At 37.6% G+C, this 19,761-nt stretch carries 13 protein-coding genes; 3 read left to right on the forward strand and 10 right to left on the reverse strand.

Features of this window, described 5'->3' with window-relative positions; all coding sequences use genetic code 11:
- Positions 1–22 precede the first annotated feature (22 nt).
- Complete coding sequence (locus FNW21_RS12935) at positions 23–940, forward strand: GYDIA family GHMP kinase (protein ID WP_144257175.1); 918 nt, start codon at positions 23–25, stop codon at positions 938–940.
- A gap of 141 nt (positions 941–1,081) precedes the next feature.
- Here the strand turns inward: FNW21_RS12935 and FNW21_RS12940 are convergent, their stop codons facing one another.
- The 3 genes from FNW21_RS12940 to FNW21_RS12950 all read right to left on the reverse strand — a co-directional run bounded on the left by FNW21_RS12940 (position 1,082) and on the right by FNW21_RS12950 (position 8,625).
- Entirely contained in the window at positions 1,082–2,008 is a 927-nt protein-coding gene (locus FNW21_RS12940; RefSeq protein WP_144257176.1) for a 1-phosphofructokinase family hexose kinase, read from the reverse strand.
- 321 nt (positions 2,009–2,329) lie between these two features.
- Positions 2,330–2,536: a hypothetical protein gene (locus tag FNW21_RS12945; RefSeq protein ID WP_144257177.1), complete on the reverse strand. Its 207-nt coding sequence runs from the start codon at positions 2,534–2,536 to the stop codon at positions 2,330–2,332.
- Between the two features lie 101 nt (positions 2,537–2,637).
- Complete coding sequence (locus tag FNW21_RS12950) at positions 2,638–8,625, reverse strand: FG-GAP-like repeat-containing protein (RefSeq protein ID WP_144257178.1); 5,988 nt, start codon at positions 8,623–8,625, stop codon at positions 2,638–2,640.
- 228 nt (positions 8,626–8,853) lie between these two features.
- Here FNW21_RS12950 and FNW21_RS12955 point away from each other — a divergent pair, with 228 nt between their 5' ends.
- Complete coding sequence (locus tag FNW21_RS12955; protein ID WP_144257179.1) at positions 8,854–10,095, forward strand: helix-turn-helix domain-containing protein; 1,242 nt, start codon at positions 8,854–8,856, stop codon at positions 10,093–10,095.
- 169 nt (positions 10,096–10,264) lie between these two features.
- On the opposite strand, the gene FNW21_RS12960 is transcribed toward FNW21_RS12955, so the two are convergent.
- From FNW21_RS12960 to FNW21_RS12985, 6 genes are all read right to left on the reverse strand, one after another.
- The gene (locus FNW21_RS12960) at positions 10,265–10,471 is read right to left on the reverse strand and encodes a hypothetical protein (protein ID WP_144257180.1); all 207 of its coding nucleotides are present in this window, start codon (positions 10,469–10,471) and stop codon (positions 10,265–10,267) included.
- 106 nt (positions 10,472–10,577) lie between these two features.
- Positions 10,578–11,678: a lipase family protein gene (locus FNW21_RS12965; protein ID WP_144257181.1), complete on the reverse strand. Its 1,101-nt coding sequence runs from the start codon at positions 11,676–11,678 to the stop codon at positions 10,578–10,580.
- 31 nt (positions 11,679–11,709) lie between these two features.
- On the reverse strand, positions 11,710–12,294 hold the full coding sequence (locus FNW21_RS12970) for a phage tail protein (protein WP_144257182.1): 585 nt from the start codon (positions 12,292–12,294) through the stop codon (positions 11,710–11,712).
- Positions 12,295–12,445: 151 nt separating this feature from the next.
- Complete coding sequence (locus tag FNW21_RS12975) at positions 12,446–13,162, reverse strand: hypothetical protein (RefSeq protein ID WP_144257183.1); 717 nt, start codon at positions 13,160–13,162, stop codon at positions 12,446–12,448.
- 122 nt (positions 13,163–13,284) lie between these two features.
- Positions 13,285–15,534, reverse strand: a complete 2,250-nt coding sequence (locus FNW21_RS12980) for a T9SS sorting signal type C domain-containing protein (RefSeq protein WP_144257184.1) — start codon at positions 15,532–15,534, stop codon at positions 13,285–13,287.
- Positions 15,535–16,117: 583 nt separating this feature from the next.
- Positions 16,118–17,764, reverse strand: a complete 1,647-nt coding sequence (locus FNW21_RS12985) for a hypothetical protein (RefSeq protein ID WP_144257185.1) — start codon at positions 17,762–17,764, stop codon at positions 16,118–16,120.
- 270 nt (positions 17,765–18,034) lie between these two features.
- Between FNW21_RS12985 and FNW21_RS12990 the strand changes: the two genes are divergently transcribed.
- On the forward strand, positions 18,035–19,282 hold the full coding sequence (locus tag FNW21_RS12990) for an AraC family transcriptional regulator (RefSeq protein WP_144257186.1): 1,248 nt from the start codon (positions 18,035–18,037) through the stop codon (positions 19,280–19,282).
- A 239-nt stretch (positions 19,283–19,521) separates the two neighbouring features.
- Here the strand turns inward: FNW21_RS12990 and FNW21_RS12995 are convergent.
- The coding region (locus tag FNW21_RS12995) for a hypothetical protein (protein ID WP_221932062.1) at positions 19,522–19,761 on the reverse strand (240 nt) is incomplete at its 5' end.

Here is a 19,761-nt window from a genome sequence, read left to right on the forward strand (position 1 = left end):
TTTTGAGGTTAAAAATACATACATGAAACGAACCTTCTACAGCAACGGAAAATTATTGCTAACAGGCGAATACCTTGTTCTGGACGGCGCCAAAGCCTTGGCATTGCCAACCAAATTCGGACAAAATTTAAGTGTCTCTTCCGGAAAAAACCAAGAAATACAGTGGCAAAGTTTTGATGCCGACGGGAATATTTGGTTTCAAGAAACGGTGCTTTTCTCGGAAATTATAACCCCACCAGAGTGGCAAAATGAGTCGGTAAAAACGACTTTGCTAACCATTTTGCACCAAGGGTATCTGGTAAACCCAAGCTTTATAACCCAATCCGAAGGTTACGAAATCACGACCGAGTTGACTTTTCCTAGAAAATGGGGATTGGGAACTTCCTCAACATTGATAAATAACGTAGCACAATGGTTGCAAATAGACGCATTCGCATTACTCCAAAACAGTTTTGGTGGTAGCGGTTATGATATTGCTTGCGCACAAAACGATACCCCAATCCTTTACCAATTAGAACAAGGAAAGCCAGTAGTGGAACCCGTGGTTTTTGCCCCCGATTTTTCGGAGCATTTATTTTTTGTATACCTCAACCAAAAACAAAGTAGCAAAGCCGCAATAGCTGCTTATTACAACAATAAAAATGCTCATTTAGCACAAAACAGTGCTGTTATAAACAAAATAACACAAGTCGTTTTGGATGCAAGCACCCTTTCGGACTTTGCCAAAGCAATCGAGAAACACGAAATAGTTATGAGTAACATCCTTGAAATGAAAACCGTAAAAGAGGCTTTGTTTCCTGATTTCAAAGGAATTATAAAAAGTCTAGGTGCATGGGGAGGAGATTTTGTGCTGGTTATTTCAAAGGAAAATCCTAAAGATTACTTTGCAAATCAAGGATACACCACCATAATTCCTTATGCAGAAATGATTTTGATTTGATATTTTGACCTTACAAAGGGTTGCGAAATAGAACGCTAATCGTAGCGATTGCAAAAGAAAAACACGGATAAAAACAGATTTTTTGAATGTTAAAATATCCAAAAAGAACAAATTTATCTTTTGTTTTTTTAGTAAAAAAAACTATTTAAACCATTCGAATAACCGTTGCGCATCGGCACCTTTGAATAATTGTGTTCCCTCGTTCATTGTAGCTGCGGATCCACAAGCAACACCCCAGCGAATTACTTCTTTGAGACTTTTATTTTGCGAAAGCGCCCAAACCATTCCGCCTACCATGCTATCGCCAGCTCCAACGGTACTTTTTTTGGCAACATTAGGAGCAGGAACAAACTCATAATCGTCTTTGGTAACAAGAATTGCACCTTGAGGACCAAGAGAGACAACTACAATTTCGGCTCCACCATTGGCAATAATTTGTTTGGCGGCATCGTTGACTTCCTCCATTTCTAGGTGCGCTACACCCACCAACTTGGCGAGTTCACCTACATTAGGTTTGATGAGATACGCCCCTGTTTCTAGCACTTTTTTTAAGGCTTCGCCAGAAGTATCTACTATTAGTTTAGAATTCGATTTTTGTGCAATTGCAGCAATTTTTTGATAAAAATCATCCGATAAACCTTCGTTCAAACTCCCACTAGCGACCAAAAATTTCGGTTGTAATTCGAAAATCGTTGCTATTATTTTGTTGCTTTCGGCAGTTGTCAAAACGCCTCCTGTAAACCCAAAACGGTATTGCGAATTGGTATTATCATCAACGGCAATAAAATTTTCTCGGGTCCAACTTTGGGTTGCTATCGCTTCAAAGGGAACGGATTCTTTTTGGATTAAATCTTCGAGCATGGCACCAATAGCACCCCCCGAAGTAAAAACGGCCAACGAAGTTCCTCCCAAACGAGCTATTGCCTTTGAAACATTAATTCCGCCACCGCCTGCATCAAATAATGGGGTTTGACATCGTATTTTTTGTTCTGGAACAAGTCCCGAAAAATGCGTGCTTTTGTCTATGGAGGGGTTTACGGTGAGCGTAACAATATCGTATGCTTTCATTTTGATTTTATTTATAGGCTAAAGATGCGCAAAATTGATGAAAACACAAGGAGAAAAGGATAAAAAAAGTATCCTAGGAATTAAACGAAAAGACTTAAAAATTTATGTGTTCATGATTGGTGTTTGACCGCAAACGCACAAAGAAAAAACCGCAAAGTCTGTAAAGTTTTGTGCTTTTGCGTTCATTCTGTTGAGGGTTTTACCGCAAAGTCGCAAAGAAAAAAACCGCAAAGGACGCAAAGCTTTGTGCTTTTACGTCATTGCGGTTTAAGTTGTTACTACAAAATTAACAAAGAGTTGCCCCTTTGTGGTTTGATTTTTTTAAGCTAGTTTTCTATTCTTTCTAAAAGTATAGATTGCAAAAAGAACGCCTACCAAAGCCAAGAAAATCAATTTTCCGTTTATTGGCATTGGTTCTCCACCTTCGAGATCTCCGGTGTCCGAATCGTCGCCCGGATTGGCAAAAATCAATACACTGGAGAACAAACAAACGATTGTTAGGTACAATTTTAATGCTGTGTTTTTCATATTTTTTTTGAATTGAAAAAATGGAAAGAAGCTAAAAAAAGGTTGGAATGAAATATGGTTCTTTGTTTCGCTTTTTTAGCTTCTTTCGTCTTTTAGATTATTTAATACATTACTTTTTTGGTTACTATTTTATCTTCATCCGAGGTAATTTGAACCAAAATCGTTTGCTCGGCGGCGGTAAAACCTTTTAAGATAGTTGTGTTTTGATTCACTTTTTCTTGTTTGAAAATCAATCGCCCTTGCATATCATAAACTCGTACCGTTTTCATAACTGTTTTACCAGCGTTGATGTGAATGAGTCCGTTTTGTTTGAAAACCAAAACTGAATTGCTCAATTCTTGCTCATCAATTCCCAAGGCAGCACTGCTTTTATAAACCAATTCGAATCTATTGTTAAATGTTCCTTTTGTAGCTGCAAAAGTGTAGGCGCCTTTTTTCAAATCCTGCGATGTCCCTGCGGTTTTATCATTCAAGAACACGTCTTGACTGCCAGAAAAGAGTCCGTCTACATGGTCGATGCTAATGGTGAAATTTCCAGTAGCGTTCGTTTTGAAAGTGAGTGGCACTATATCAGTATCCGCAAACGGAAGTCCTTTTCCTTGAATCACAAATTCCTCGTTGTCGATAATCGAGTTCAAAGCAATAGGCGAATCGTTGAAATATTTCCCTTCAATTCCTGCGTCGATTCCTGCGGTGGCTCCCGTCATGTAGGCGACCATCATTTGGTTTGCTGGAGCGGTATCTTTGGCTAGGTTTAACCAGATTCTGCTTTTTTCAATGGCTTTGGTTTTCAAGAACGGAGCAGTATTATTGGCCGTTCGCATGGCATTGGTAAAAATCAATGCGGTACTGGTTGATTTGGCTAGAAATCCTTGCCCTACTTGGATCGTACCGCTAGGAACAATACTACTTAAGCCACCAGCATTGGCAGTGCCGCCCGCTTTAGTATACGTAGCATAGGATGTGGTTGCGGCGTTGTTCGTTTTTCTCCAAAAATACAAGGATTCAGTGATCGCATTAGCATCAATAAAAGCATCCGCACTGATAGTCGATGGGTAGGGATTGCCTATGCCGTTGTAAGTATTACTTGTTACCGTAAGTGATACCGTTCCGTTGTTTGGGATTCCTGTAAAACTTCCATTCCAAATGGTTGGTGTTGTTGGATGATTGTTAGGCATCCTAATCAAATAACCCGTTCCTGTTGCGAAATTGGCTGTTGGTGTTGCTGCATTGTATTTATCCGTGGCTGGATTGTAAATGTAAAAACGGTTTGACAAGGTGGCGGAAGAAAACCCCTGCAATTGCTGACCCGCAACTGGCGACGACCATAAGGTGTAATCGAGAAGCATTAATGCAGCACTATTGCGTTTAGACGTGATTTTCCCGTCATTGGCAACTTCATCTACTTGAACTAAATTGGCATTATTCGCAAAGGTCAAACTTGCCGTTGTTGCTACGGTTACTTTGCCAGAAACAGTAAAGTTAAATCCTGTTGGCACCGTTACAACGGCTGTTCCTGTTACCTCAAGGCTACAAGCTTCGAGATTTACAGCTTCGGAATAATTGCCGTTGATGATGGCTTTGGAGGTGGATGTTGGAGTGCCGTTGTCCCAAGAACCTGTACCGCTAGTTACTGTCCAAGTGGTGGTGTTTCCTATAGTAACTGTCATTTGTGCAGCATCAACACATTGACTGGCGTCTGGAGTAAAAGTATAAACTGTGGTTGCTGCAGTATTTATTGCTGGAGACCAAGTTCCGATTATACCGTTATTGGATGTTGTTGGTAAGGTGAAACTACTACCTTGACATAGCGGAGCAATAGTAGTAAACATAGGAATAGCCGTTCTACAAACAACTAAATAATAGCTTTTTACATCCCCGTTTTGCGCCGTAACTTTCACTTCTATGGTATTGCTACCCTCATTTAAAGCCAATGCAATTGAAGCTTCCCCGCTTGTTACCGCCGTAAAACTACCGCCATTTACTTTCATTTGTACCGTTGCTGATACGTCTTGTATCGTTGGGGTTAGGGTTGTAGTAGTTGTAGTATTTGGAACAGTTGCCGTGTAAGCCGTTGTTGCTGTTGCAAATACTGGACTTATTGCCCCTGCAGTTGTCGTTAATGAACTTAAATAACTATTGGTGCCAGCATTACGCAAAACTGAAACTAAAGAACTAACACTAGTACCACCACCACCACTCGATACTGCCAAATCCGGCCTACCATCTCCATCTAAATCACCAATGGCGACTGACCGAGGATATTTACCCGTTGCAAAATCAACTTTGCTTGCAAAACTACTTATAGTAATAGCACCGCTGGTTGCGTTATTTCGTAAAACAGAAACAGTACTACTAGAAAGATCAACTACTGCCAAATCAGGTTTGCTATCCCCATCAAAATCCCCAATTGCAACTGATTGAAGAGATGAAACGTAATCTGTTGTAAAATCAACTTTGTAGGCAAAACTATTGGTTGTAATTGTTCCACTTGTTGCCGTGTTACGTAATACTGAAATACTATAAGAATTCGCCACAGCTAAATCAGGCTTACCATCGCCATCTAAATCGCCAATAGCAACTGATTGAGAAGACGAACCCGTTGAGAAATCAACTTTGGTTGCAAAACTACTTGTAGTAAGAGCGCCGCTGGTTGCTGTATTTCGCAATACCGAAACGTTAGAACTACTATAATTCGCTACCGCTAAATCAGGCTTACCATCGCTATCTAAATCGCCAATAGCTACTGAATAAGGATAAGTACCCATTACAAAATCAACTTTGGTGGAAAAACTACTGCTATTGATAACACCTACGCTTGATTTATTTCGATACAGCGAAACGGTATTACTACCCAAATTAGCTACCGCTAAATCCATCTTTCCATCACCGTCTAAATCGCCAATAGCTACTGAATAAGGATTTTTACCAGTTGTAAAATCAACTTTGGCGGCAAAACTACTGGTTGTAATTGCGCCACTAGTTGCTGTATTCCGCAATACCGAAACGGTGCTATTATTGGGATTCGCTATCGCTAAATCAGGTTTACCATCTCCATCTAAATCACCAATAGCAATTGATCTAGAATAGTCTCCCGTTGCAAAAACTACTTTAGGAGCAAAACTACCAGAGTTAACATTACCACTAGTTGCAGTATTGCGATATATCGCAATAAATTTACTTTCTCCATCAATAACAGCTAAATCAGGCTTACCATCTCCGTCTAAATCGCCAATTGCTACTGAACTGGAAATCCCTGTTTCCGTTGCAAAGCCAACTTTTGGTGTAAAATCAGTTGCTTTTAAGCTACTTTTTGCAGGACTGTAAATAGGATTAAAATTGGTTAAACTATAACACGCCAATGTTGTTCCTGTATTCAAAAATGTAATAGGAGCATACGTTGCTCCAGCAGGTACTGTTACCGTTAAACTTGTTGCCGTTGCAGCGGTTATGGTGGCTTTTGTAGCACCAAAAAACACAATATCGTTCGTTACTGTTGTATTAAAACCAGTTCCCAAAATAGTCACTACATCACCTGGTTTTGCGTTTGCAGGTGTAAAAGACGTAATAACAGGAGAAGTTATAGCAGTTACCGCAACCCGTGCACTTTCGCAAGAACTTGGCGTTTGGCTCACATAGTAGGTGATACCATTTACCAGTGCAGTTGTTGTTGCCAATGGGGAACCACCCGTACTGTTTCCGTACCATTTCAAAGAAGTTCCTGTGGCTGTTAAGTTGGCAATTGTACCAGAACCCGTATACACTTGTGGTGTAGCAGCCGTTGGTACTGGAACATTTGAGATCACCGTTATCGTTAATGCGGTTCGGGTTGCGCTTTCAAAATCATTTATCGTTTGGTTTGCATAATAAGTTGTATTATTTGTTAATACAAGGGAACTCGATAGCGGAGAGCCACCCGTTGCGGTAGTGTACCATTTGATATTAGAGCCATTCATTTGTAAATCAGCAACTGTAGCTAAATTGCATACTGTTTGAGTCCCTTTTTCATAACTTAATCCCATCACATTAAGAACACCATTTGAAGTTGTTTTAGCAACTACAATACTCGTAATGTTTTTTGCTTGGTTTGCTGCATCAATAGCAATCTCCATTTCGTATAAGCGTGGATTGTCCGCATTATTATCTATTGAAGTGGTACTCGTTCTTCCAAAACCTTTTAGGGCAAAATTGGTACCGCTATACCAATCCCCTACAACAACTCCTGAAACAGACTGGCTCGTGCCGTCAGAAAAATTGATAGTGAGATTAGTGGTACTAGAAGCTCCACCAGTAGCCGCTAGCACATAAAGCTTTTTGGCACCAAAATTACTAGCCATGCTTACGGTAATAGTTCCAGAATTTGTACCTGTAATTCGCAAACTGTTACTCGCATTGTAAGGCGCTAAACTATAAGAAACACTTGCCGTTCGGGCACTTGTAAACGTGTTATTATTTGGTAAAAAAGAGGTAGGCACACCAAACTGACTAAATGTACTAGACATTAAGTACTGACTAGATCCATCAAAGTTTGCGGTTGTACTTCCAGAAACCGTAGTGCCATCAGCAACTACATCGGCTGTCATACTGGAATTTATATTTACAACAGCATTGTTTGTAGGAGTGGCGGTAACTTGGCCCATCTTTTGTACAAAAATATCGTAACTTCCACTCGAAACAAGATTGGTTGCACTAGTGCTACTAGGGTCAAAATCGGCTGTTCCTTGAAAAAGACCTGTGGTATAGACATTACCAGAAGTGTCCACACTGATGCCGTATCCATAATCATCGCTACTTCCCCCCATGGCTTTTGCCCAAACCAAGTTGCCCGAAGCATCAAGTTTTTGTACAAAGATATCTTGCCCCCCCAACGCAGTAAGGTTGGTATTACCCGTACTACTAGGGTCAAAATCGACTGTTCCTTGAAAAAGACCTGTGGTATAGACATTGCCAGAAGTGTCCACACTGATGCCGTATCCATAATCATCACTACTTCCCCCCATGGATTTTGCCCAAACGAAGTTGCCCGAAGCATCTAGTTTTTGTACAAAGATATCGCCAATACCCACCGGAGTAAGATTAAATGTACCCGTACTACTAGGGTCAAAATCGACTGCTCCTGTAAAATAACCTGTAGTATAAACATTGCCCGAGGAATCTACAGTAATGCCATAGCCAATATCACCACTACTTCCCCCCATGGCTTTTGCCCAAACAAAGTTGCCCGAAGCATTTAGTTTTTGTACATAGATGTCGCTATTACCTACCGCAGTAAGAGTAGTTATACTCGTACTACTAGGATCAAAATCGACTGTTCCTTGAAAAAAACCTGTGGTATAGACATTGCCAGAGGAGTCCACACTGATACCGTATCCACTATCAATACTACTTCTCCCCATGGCTTTTGCCCAAACCAAGTTGCCCGAAGCATCTAGTTTTTGTACAAAGATATCGGATTTACCCGCCGCAATAAGATTAAATGTACCCGTAGGACTAGGATCAAAATCAGCTGTGTTAATAAAAGAACCTGTGGTATAGACATTGCCAGAGGAGTCCACAGTGATGCCGTTTCCATAATCATCACTACTTCCCCCCATGGATTTTGCCCAAACCAAGTTGCCCAAAGCATCTAGTTTTTGTACAAAGATATCTAAATAACGCACCGAAGTAAGAGTAGTTGTACCAGTACTACTAGGGTCAAAATCGACTGTTTCTTGAAAATAACCTGTAACATAGACATTGCCCGAGGAGTCCACACTGATGCTTTTTCCACTATCAGCATTACTCCCCCCCATGGATTTTGCCCAAACCAAGTTGCCCGAAGCATCTAGTTTTTGTACAAAGATATCGGAACCACCTACCGAAGTAAGAGTAGTTGTACCCGCACTACTAGGGTCAAAATCGACTGTTCCACTAAAAGTACCTGTGGTATAGACATTGCCAGAGGCATCTGTGACAATGCTTGTTCCAAAATCGGGACTACTTCCCCCCATTGCTTTTACCCAATTCTTGCTCGCGTCTTGAGCTTGTGTTTTGCTAATGCCAAAAATCATCAAAAATAGTAGTAGCGTTTGTGTAATTCTTTGTTTCATAATCCTGGACTGTGTGATTTATAATATATTTGGCAAAAGGACAAAAAAAACCGATGAAACCCACTATTCAGGCACTGCAACATTGTCCAAATTCGACGAATCTGGCAAACAAAAGTGTTTTTTAATGATTTATCGGGCTTCAAGAAATAGATTTTCAAGTTGTGTTGCCTATATTTGTTCCCATTAAAAACTTGTCTTTACTTCCTTTTGACAATCAAAAACGTTTTAATGCACCCTTATATTTCTATTCTTACTATCTTTTTGGCACTACTGTTGGCATACCACAACTGGAACATCAACCGTAACTCTATTTTTTTATCCGGATTCATAGTACTATTTGCGCTTTATTCCCTAATACACTATGTGCTGTTGATTAATAAAAACGAGTATTTATTGGCTATTTTTTACAACAATACCGCCCCAACTGGATATTTAGTAGGTCCCCTGTTTTATTTTTATGTGAGAGGAGTGCTCTTTGACAAAAGCAAACTTTCCCGAAAAGATTTTCTCCATTTAACCCCTGCGCTTATCAATATAGTTAGCATCACACCCTACCTATTCACACCCTTTGCCTATAAACTTGCATTGGCACATAGACTCATCAAAGACGTCATGGTTGCCAAGACAGAAACCGTAGGGCTTTATCCTAATATTATAAACATCATTGCAAGACCTGTGTTACTTTGCTTCTATGTCGTATTAGCACTTGTTATGTTGTTTCGCTTTTGGGCAAAAACCAAAACTAACAATCGAATCCCCAAAAAGCAAACCCGCAATATGCTACTATGGCTCTTTGGCTTTATTTTAATCATCATAGCTACAGTGATTTGTTACGGGGTGCTTACTTATTTATTTTTGAAAGACCCAAATCCAAACCTTGTCCGAATAAAAACCAGTACTCCCATGGCTATTCTTGGATTTTGCTTATTGATGATTCCTGTAAGTTTACTCGTTTTCCCGGAGCTACTCTATGGAATTCCCCAAACTGACCCAGATCAAAGCAACGATTTTCAATCAGGCGAAAAAGAGATAAAAAACAACATTTTTAATCAAGCAGCACCCAAGGAAATTAACTCACCAGCAATCGATACTACTAAAGAAGTGCTTTCGGAAAAAGATATTGAACCCCGATTCATTGAATTATCCCAATCTATTTTGGTTTATATAAAAGAAAGTGAAATTTATCTCAATCCCAATTTTTCAATGGAAGAACTTTCTAGGGAAATGGATGTCCCAAAGCACCATCTTTATTATTGTTTCAATAGCGTAATGAACCTTAAATTGACAAAAATACGTGCCGAGTTGCGGGTTGAATATGCCAAAAAACTAATCGAGCAAGGATCTCTAGACACCTTAACATTAGATGCCGTAGCATCCAAAGCTGGATTTTCGTCCCGATCTTCTTTTCAAAGCACCTTCAAAGACGAAGTAGGTTGTTCTCCTGGAGAATACCTTAAAATCCTTACTTGATTGTAAAAACTTTAGCTTATTTTGAAAGCGTAAGTGTTTTACCGCAAAAGGCGCAAAGAAAAAACCGCAAAGTGCGCAAATTTTTATGCTTTTGCGTTCTTGCGGTTTATTATTATACTGCAAAAATCAACAAAGTTTTGCACCTTTGCGTCCTTGCGGTTTAATTATTTTAAGCTAGTTTTCTATTCTTTCTAAAGGTATAGATTGCAAAAACAACTCCTACCAAAGCCAAGAAAATCAATTTCCCGTTTATTGGCATTGGCTCACCACCTTCGAGATCTCCGGTATCCGAATCGTCGCCCGGATCGGCAAAAATCAATACGCTGGAGAATAAACAAACGATTGTTAGATACAATTTTAATGCTGTGTTTTTCATATTATTATGTTTTTTATGATTATCAATTTGGTAAATAAAATATGGAGATAGTAAAGAGTCCAAAAAAAGCATTTACAGTTATTAATACTCTTTGCTCTTTTCGTGATTAATGTTTAAGATATGAATTTACTGCTGTGGCTACGGCACTATCATTGTCCCCATAATAAAATGCTTTGGGGGAATTATAAGCATTAATATGTTGAAATCCAGCTTCTTCAATAAACGTATTAGTAGCTTTTTCGCTTGGCTTACCATCAAATCTGTATTCTTGTGGTTTTTCGTCAAAAATACGGGTATAATGACTATTTTTTAAGAGCGTTACATCTATAAATAAAAAACCCAACTCCGTTTTGTATGCTTGAGTTGCGGTTAAAATTTTTAGGTTTCCAAATTCAGGCGTATGGTATATATTGGGAATTTTTAAGAACGTTTTGGAATTCCAAGCATGGGGAACTATATCATAATTATTAATAACCGAGTGATAATTGTTGCCAAATTTACTTTCTGCATATGCTGCAAAAGCTTTGTTACCCGAGCTTGAACCCGCACTTGGATAGGTCGAGACTAAAAATGCTTTGTTCTCTTTTTCTTTCCATTCGATTATAGTAAGTGCCAATAGTGGCGACAAAGCACCAGCTAAACTATGTCCACAAGTGGTTACTTCGGTATTTTGGTCTAGTGGTAATTGGCTTAAGAAGGATATAACATCTTGATTTTTATGGTTTTTTAAATCCCTTAAAATTGTTAATCCATCATGGCTACCTCCTGCTATTTTTGCATCAGGAATAGTTCCCCAACTTTTCATAAGTTTCGTTTCGACTTTAAAATCTTCATCAAGCCATCCAAATTTTGAAACACCATTAGTGCCTGAAACAGCAATCACATAAAGTGTTTTGGTTTCATCATCAGGATCCTGACCTTTTGCAACAAACATAGCATTATCTGTAATAAATGCATTGGGGATAATGTTTAGGTTTTTGTCTCTTTGCCTGCTGTTTTTAGTACAAGGTCCCCAAACAATATCCCAATCACCAATGTATGCTTTTATGATAGGGTTTTGCAAGGCTGAAGCCACTTGCAGGCTTAAATTATCTTGTAATTCATTTTCGGTATTTTTCACAACATTTTGATTGCAATTAGACAATGCAGCCAAAATTGAAATCACCTGGTGTTTCTTGGTTAAGGGATTCAAATCGTTGCTTTTCATAGGTTGTGAGTTATAAATTAGAATTTTGTTATTATTCTCCTCTGTCAGGATATAATCCGTTAACACATATTATGTAAAAAATCACCAAACCAGGTTGCATAATGCTTAAAGGTTCTATATGTCCATTTCTATTATTTACAACAACAAGATGATCGCCACTTATTGCCTTATTTAAATCAAATGGTTCTAACGTACCAGTAGGGATTCCAGAAAAAATAGAAGCGTCACCATTACCACCAATCACCTTGCCAATTGGATTAAATGCTCCGCCATCTGCGGCACAAGGTATAGAAAATTTAGTTCCGTCAACAAATCCTCCCCTAAGTTCAGGTATATTTGAAGGCATAAGACGTGTTTCATTATTTCCATTTTTTTCACCAAGATTATATTTTCCAATATCCCCAGGCACACTAATTATACCGAGACCTACTGCAACCCTACCACAGAAATCAGGCAAATTAAAAACAGTACTACCATTACCCCCATAAACATTACCGATAATTGAATATAGAGGAACGTATTTCGTAATCGCTAATTCTTCACCATTACACAACATCCATCCTTTTGGAACAAAATCTCCCGAAAACATTTTAATTTCTCCAATATAACCATCCATTTTTTTAATATTTAATTGATTTACAATCACCTACTCTTTGTTTCGATTTTCGGCTTTCTCGATAATAATATTTTTTTATGCTATTCAAAAAAGTAAAACCGCTATTTTTTATTCATTCTTTTAGCCCTTTGAGAGTAATTAGAGGAGTTCTCTAATTTGCTGAAAACATTGTAAAAATGCCTCCTGTTGTAGCGTTTGCCCCCCCTAAAGTTTTGTATATTTTTATTGTTAACAATTGTCCTGCTACTGCTGTATAAGTAAATGATGTGTTAATGGGAGCACCATTAGAGTATGCTGAAGTGTTAGCCGTTGCAAGCACTGCTCCTGTTGTAGTATAATTTGTAGCGTTTGAAACTGGTGCTACATTCCACAATTCATAAGTAAATGCTTCGTCATCATATGAGTAAAAATTTATGGTAAAAGTAATATCCCCAGGAATAAAGAAACTTGTTGATGACGATATACTTGTCGCTGTTGAAGTTGTAAATGCACTTATGTAAAGTGTTATTGGAGTTGATGAAGCAGTTACATTGTGTCCGATAGCAAAATTAGGCAAAAGTGTAGAGTTGGTTGCGCCTGTACTAGACAAGCTTTTCCAGATACTGCCGTCGTAGGAATACAAACCAGCTGTGCCGTCAGTTTGATAAACTAACAATCCAGTGGCTGGAGTGCTAATAGCATCCCGTTGCGCAATAGTCATTCTAGGAATAAGCAATCCTTTATCCGTGCTTTTTAAGTCTAATATTGCCGATGGGTCTGCGGTACTACCATCGGTATTGATGGCTACTGATTGTGCATTTGCCGTGAGAGCAAAGAGAAAAGAAAATAAAATAAAGATTTTCTGGAGGTTGTTTTGTGCTGTTTTCATACTATTGTTTTGTTTGATTTAAAAAATTGTTTTGATTTAAAAAAGCCTAAAATTCTAAAAAGTTGAAAATTAATCTGTTCCATTCTTTTTGATTCTTTCGCTTCTTTCGTTTTTTAGATTATTTAATACATTACTTTTTTGGTTACTATTTTATCTTCATCCGAGGTAATTTGAACCAAAATCGTTTGCTCGGCGGCGGTAAAACCTTTTAAGATCGTTGTGTTTTGATTCACTTTTTCTTGTTTGAAAATCAATCGCCCTTGCATATCAAAAACTCGTACCGTTTTCATAATTGTTTTGCCAGCGTTGATGTGAATGAGTCTATTTTGTTTATAAACGAGAACCGAATTGCTGAATTCTTGTTCCTCAAGTCCCAAGGCGGTACTGCTTTTGTACACCAATTCAAATCTATTGTTAAACGTTCCTATTGCTGATGCAAATGTGTAGGCGCCTTTTTTCAAATCCTGCGATGTCCCTAGTTCTTTATCATTCAAGAACACGGCTTGATTGCCAGAGAATAGTCCCTCTACATGGTCGATGCTAATAGTGAAATTTCCAGCAGCGTTCGTTTTGAAAGTGAGTGGCACCACATCTGAATCGGCAAACGGAAGTCCTTTCCCTTGAATGACAAACTCTTCGTTGTTGATAATCGAGTTCAAAGCGATAGGCGAATCGTTGAAATATTTTCCTTCAATTCCTGCGTCAATTCCTGCGGTGGCACCAGTCATGTAGGCGACCATCATTTGGTTTGCTGGAGCGGTATCTTTGGCTAGATTCAACCAGATTCTGCTTTTTTCTATGGCTTTGGTTTTCAAGAACGGAGCGGTGTTATTGGCCGTTCGCATGGCATTGGTAAAAATCAATGTGGTACTGGTTGATTTGGCTATAAATCCTTGCCCTACTTGGATGGTACCGTTGGGAACAATACTACTTAAGCCACCGGCATTGGCCGTGCCGCCCGCTTTGGTATACGTGGCATAGGATGCTGTTGTGCCATTGGTTTTTCTCCAAAAGTACAAGGCATCGGTAAGGTTGTTCGCATCAATAAAAGCATCGGCACTGATAGTCGATGGGTAGGGATTGCCTATGCCGTTATACGTGTTATTGGCTACCGTAAGTGATACCGTTCCGTTGTTTGGGATTCCTGTAAAACTTCCGTTCCAAACTGTTGGCGTTGTCGGATGATTGTTGGGCATCCTAATCAAATAACCTGTTCCTGTTGTGAAGTTGGCTGTAGGTGTTGTTACATTGTATAAGTTCGTTGCTGGATTGTAAATATAAAAACGGTTTGACAAAGTTGCGGGAGAAAAGCTTAACAATTGCTGCCCTGCAACTGGCGATGACCATAAGGTGTAATCGAGAAGCATTAACGTGGTACTATTTCGTTTAGATGTGATTTTTCCTTGATTTGGAACATCATCTACTTGAACCAGATTCGCATTGTTCTCGAATGTCAAACTCGCTGTTCGTGCTACCGCTACTTTGCCAGAAATAGTAAAGTTAAATCCTGTTGGTACCGTTACAACGGCTGTCCCTAGAACTTCCAAACTACAGGCATTTATATTTATAGCTTCGGAATAATTGCCTGCAATAATCGCTTTTTGAGAGGCTGTGGGCAAAAAAGGACTCCATGATGTTCCGTTCCAAGTGGTGGTCAAATTACAAGAGCTTTCTTTTGCTCCCAATGAAAAGGAGGTGTACAAACTCAAATCGACAACTCCGTCGGTAGTAATTGATCCTTCGGTCAGGCTACTTGTTGTACCCAGAAACGAAGTTGCATCTATGGTTGAAGGAATCAAAACCCATTTGGCACCATCGTAACCTACGATTGATAAATTAGACAAGGACGAAATAGAAGTCCCTTTGTACTGGGTCAGGTTAGTTACATCGCTAGAATTGCGCCATGAAAGCGAAATTTTAGCATCGGCAACTGCTCCTTTTATATCCCAATATTCTACGGTAGAAATTCCTCCAAGTGTGGCATCAAGTGTAGCACCAATAGTGGTTGGATTGGTTCTAAAATACGCTCCATCGACACCATCAGTCGTAGTAGGAATAACTTGTACTGGTGCATACACGCTGGATTGTCCTATGGGCAAAACAAAGACTGCTGTCCCTTTTGTAGTAACATAACCATCTACAAAATGACTGTTTGACGCACCGCTCCAAGTGGCTGCTGCTCCAAAAACTAATTTTCCGTAAGTCGAAGCAGTTCTTGTGGTTTTGGTTTGTCCACTTGCTCCAAAAGAATAGTTAAACGACGATATATAGACATAATCAGTATCCCCAATGGACAAGATGGCATTGTTTTGAAACTGCGCTATTGTATTTTGAATACAAAATAATAATAAAGCAATAGTAATTTTTTTCATAGTTGTTTGTTTTTATAATATTTCTAGCGATTTATAACCAATTGAAATGCTGATTGTTTACATACTATTTAGTCATTTCCTCCTGAAACACAAATACAATAATTTAGTGCCAAATAAGGCTGAATGAAACCAAAAGGATTCGAGTCAAAATAACGCTCTAAAGCTAGTACTTTTTGATTTTTTATAGCGATTCTCGTGCTTCCAGTTTTTCCAATCAACGGTAGTTACTTCTAGCTTCCTCTTTCAACACTATGGTAACAACGAAAAGCACTAACACACGATTAACATCGCATTCTGACGAGAATATTATTACACCATTATTACTCCTTATAATAGTATCAATCGCAAATACTCTGTAGTTCCTGCATGATAAACCCCAATATCGGTTCTTGTTATTATGTTAGACATATCAAAATCATTAGAAGAGTTTAAATCATACGTGTGTTTGGATACGTTTTCAATTTGAAGAATTGTTATGCTATGAACGGTTTAATTACTCCTAAATATTCGTCACTTAATTATTACTTCAATTATTATGTTTTTTTTATTAAATCATCCCGCTTTAAATCTATTTTCCTATAAATTAAGCAGACATTTTTCTAGATACTAAATCAATAATTGACGTGTGTTTTTTAGAAAGTTCCTCAACTAATTTTTCTTCTATGTTCAACATATTAGCGATCTCACTTGGTGTTTTTCCATCCAATAACATATTAACAGCCCTTGCGTCTACTATGTATTTACTTTCAATACCCGTTTGAGTACTAATATCTGAAACAGATTTTGATTCATCTTTCAACAAGTACATTGCTTTTAATATTTCTTCTTTTTCATTTTCGTTATAATACTTTATCGAATCAACATTGACAACAGCATACTCTACTGCGGTATCTAAATCGAATTTTTTATTATTAGACTTCGCTTTTTTTCCGTTTTTTTCTATCATTTCAATAGCTGCAGTCCATTTATTCATTTCGGTTCTTTGAGCGATAATAAACTCTGTAAATTTATGATAAGCGTTATCCTTGCTAGTGTCAATATCCTTAAATTCTTTATATTTTGCTTCGGTAAGAAATCCTGCAGCATAAAAAGTCGTCAAAATATTTTTATAGAATGTGTTAATTTTCCCCATAGAAGAATTAATTTCCAGTTGAATTGACTTTATTTTTTCGTTTGAAATTTTGGTCTCATTCATTATTTTTTCAAAAAAATCTTTTCTTGCTTCAGCAGCAAAAATGGCAGTAATTATTTCAATTATCCCAAAAATTGCTAATGCTATTGGTAGAATAGGCGCTGCAAATACCGAGATACCTATTCCTATACCAACAACTGTATCTACTGTGTTAAATTTCGTGAGGGAATCCTGAAATGCTGGAACAGTTAAACTTAAAGATAATAGTTGAATATTAACATCTGTTTTCCACGATTCATAGTTGTTTATAATTTGTTGAATATCCCCAGTCAAGAGATTTTTTAATTTATCTAACTCCTTAATAACAATGTCAATATTTGTTATAATACCATCATTTCCTTTTATAGATTCTATTGCAGTTTTCTTTCTCTCTGGATTGTCTGGTCTAAATACATTATCGCCAATCCAAGCTGATAAAGAAAACGTCTCGTTTTCTATCTTATTTAAAAGACCATCATAATCATTCTTAACTCTTTTTAAATCTGAAATTGCTTTGTCAATTTGATCTTTATTTTCCATATTATCGTATTTAAAATTATAAATTTTATCTTCTGGTTGCCACAAAGTGCCAAATTTTGCTTTCACAACCCCTTGTTCCATGACAATCCAAGAATCGTTATCATTTGTGTTGAATGTGGTGCTAAATTGAAAGTTTTTGGTGTAGATAAATAATGTTTTGTTTGAAGCTCCAAATTCAGAGAAAAGACCACTTAATGATATGTATTTCAATACCGTATCATTAGTCACATCTTTAAATTCGTGTGAGGGAATCTGGATTGCGTTTGGTCGAAGTTGGTCAAATATTTTTACAGCTAATCCTGCTGGGAAATAAGTGGCTGTACCGATGGTTTTAATATAACTAAATGCAGTCCATAAAGTCTTTAATGAATTAATAGCAACGGGTGCATTTAATGTAGCAAGACTAGCAGCTAGTGATACCGTATCGAAACCAATATCTGCTAAAAGCCAATCCGTGTTTTTTGTGGCAATTACATATACATCTTCTTCTAGATTGTTACTTATGTAGATTTTACTCATTGTTTTCGCTTTTTTGTTTATAAAATTAAATTAACACAATGATTTACTTTATTGCTAGATGCTTTTTTTTAATCTCACAAAAAAAACAAAAAATTCCTAAAGGATAGCACTTTGCTACCACAACATTGTCCAAAATCGACGAATCTGGCAAACAAAAGTATTTTTTAGTGATTTGTTGCCTTCAAAGAATAGATTTTTAGGTTGTGTTCTCTATCTTTGTTCCCATTAAAAACGTGTCATTACCTACTTTTGACAATCAAAATAATTTTAATGAATCCTTTTATATCGGTATTTAGTATTTTTTTTGCACTCCTTTTAGGCTTCTACAATTGGAACATCAATCGCAACTCTATTTATTTATCGGGATTTATTATTGTATTTGCAATTTATGCCTTGATCCATTATTTTTTATTACTCGGTGACAGCGTGTTTTGGCTGGCGGTTTTATATAATAACACGGCCCCTATTTGCTATCTAGCAGGTCCTTTTCTCTATTTTTATGTAAAAGGAACGCTTTTTGACAAAAGTAAACCTCAAAAAAAAGACTGGTTTCATCTTATTCCAGCCGCCATAAACCTAGTTAGTGTTACTCCGTATTTACTGACTTCTTTTGACCATAAACTAGACCTTGCTCAAAAATTGTTAAACGATACTATGGCTGCAAAAACCATAACAGTAGGACTGTATCCTAACATTATCAATGCACTAGCACGACCTATATTACTTTGCATTTATTGTACAGCTTGTGCGGTTATGATCTATCGCTTTTCGTCAAAAATGAATACTAACGACTACATCCCCAAAAAGCAGAGTCGTATCGTATTAAAGTGGTTGTGGTCATTTGTTACTATTATTGCAGCTACTGTAATCACTTTTACCTACATGACTTATCTATTTTGGGGAGAAACTAATCCCGATGTTACGAAATTAAATACAGGAGTACCTATGTATGTTGTTGGGTTTGGTTTGTTGTTAATTCCGCTAAGCTTAATCTTTTTTCCAGAGATTTTGTATGGAATTCCAGAGGCTGAAAGAAATAAAAAAAAATATTCTACGCAACCAGAAGTAGCTTCCGAAGAATCAATTGAACTAAAAAACAAGGGACAAAACGAAACAAAAACAGAAGAAATTACGCTTACAAAACAAAAATCTAGTGCAAACCAAGAGATGGAACCTAAATTTATCGAATTATCACAATCGATTTTGGTTTATATTAAAGAAAGTGAAATTTATCTCAATCCCAATTTTTCAATGGAAGAACTTTCTAGGGAAATGAATGTCCCAAAGCACCATCTTTATTATTGTTTTAATAGCGTAATGAACCTTAAATTAACAAAAATACGTGCCGAGTTGCGGGTTGAATATGCCAAAAAACTAATCGAACAAGGATTTCTAGACACCTTAACATTAGATGCCGTAGCATCCAAAGCTGGATTTTCGTCCCGATCTTCTTTTCAAAGCACCTTCAAAGACGAAGTAGGCTGTTCGCCAGGGGATTACCTTAAAATCCTTGCTTGATTGTAATCCATCGCTAAAAAAATTTAGTTTGTTTTGAAAGCCTAGGTGTTTTTTTCACCGCAAAGGCACAAAGAAAAAAATCGCAAAGTGCGCAAAGTTTTGTGTTGTTGAGGGCTTTTACCGCAAAGTCGCAAAGAAAAAAACCGCAAAGAACGCAAAGGGTTGTGCTTTTGCGTCCTTGCGGTTTATTTTTTACTGAAAAATCTAAAAAAGAATTACTCCTTTGCGGTTTGATTTTTTTAAGCTAGTTTTCTGTTCTTTCTAAAAGTATAGATTGCAAAAAGAACGCCTACCAAAGCCAAGAAAACCAATTTTCCGTTTATTGGCATTGGTTCACCACCTTCGAGATCTCCGGTGTCCGAATCGTCGCCCAGATCAGCAAAAATCAATACGCTGGAGAATAAACAAACGATTGTTAGGTACAATTTTAATGCTGTGTTTTTCATATTTTTTTTGAATTGAAAAAATGGAAAGAAGCT

This window comes from Flavobacterium restrictum (assembly GCF_007097245.1).
GTDB classification, from domain to species: Bacteria; Bacteroidota; Bacteroidia; order Flavobacteriales; family Flavobacteriaceae; genus Flavobacterium; species Flavobacterium restrictum.

Bases quoted from the DNA above. Each gene is read 5' to 3' on its own strand.
- FNW21_RS12935 (WP_144257175.1), top strand. From the start codon at position 23: ATGAAACGAACCTTCTACAGCAACGGAAAATTATTGCTAACAGGCGAA.
- FNW21_RS12940 (WP_144257176.1), bottom strand. From the start codon at position 2,008: ATGAAAGCATACGATATTGTTACGCTCACCGTAAACCCCTCCATAGAC.
- FNW21_RS12945 (WP_144257177.1), bottom strand. From the start codon at position 2,536: ATGAAAAACACAGCATTAAAATTGTACCTAACAATCGTTTGTTTGTTC.
- FNW21_RS12950 (WP_144257178.1), bottom strand. From the start codon at position 8,625: ATGAAACAAAGAATTACACAAACGCTACTACTATTTTTGATGATTTTT.
- FNW21_RS12955 (WP_144257179.1), top strand. From the start codon at position 8,854: ATGCACCCTTATATTTCTATTCTTACTATCTTTTTGGCACTACTGTTG.
- FNW21_RS12960 (WP_144257180.1), bottom strand. From the start codon at position 10,471: ATGAAAAACACAGCATTAAAATTGTATCTAACAATCGTTTGTTTATTC.
- FNW21_RS12965 (WP_144257181.1), bottom strand. From the start codon at position 11,678: ATGAAAAGCAACGATTTGAATCCCTTAACCAAGAAACACCAGGTGATT.
- FNW21_RS12970 (WP_144257182.1), bottom strand. From the start codon at position 12,294: ATGGATGGTTATATTGGAGAAATTAAAATGTTTTCGGGAGATTTTGTT.
- FNW21_RS12975 (WP_144257183.1), bottom strand. From the start codon at position 13,162: ATGAAAACAGCACAAAACAACCTCCAGAAAATCTTTATTTTATTTTCT.
- FNW21_RS12980 (WP_144257184.1), bottom strand. From the start codon at position 15,534: ATGAAAAAAATTACTATTGCTTTATTATTATTTTGTATTCAAAATACA.
- FNW21_RS12985 (WP_144257185.1), bottom strand. From the start codon at position 17,764: ATGAGTAAAATCTACATAAGTAACAATCTAGAAGAAGATGTATATGTA.
- FNW21_RS12990 (WP_144257186.1), top strand. From the start codon at position 18,035: ATGAATCCTTTTATATCGGTATTTAGTATTTTTTTTGCACTCCTTTTA.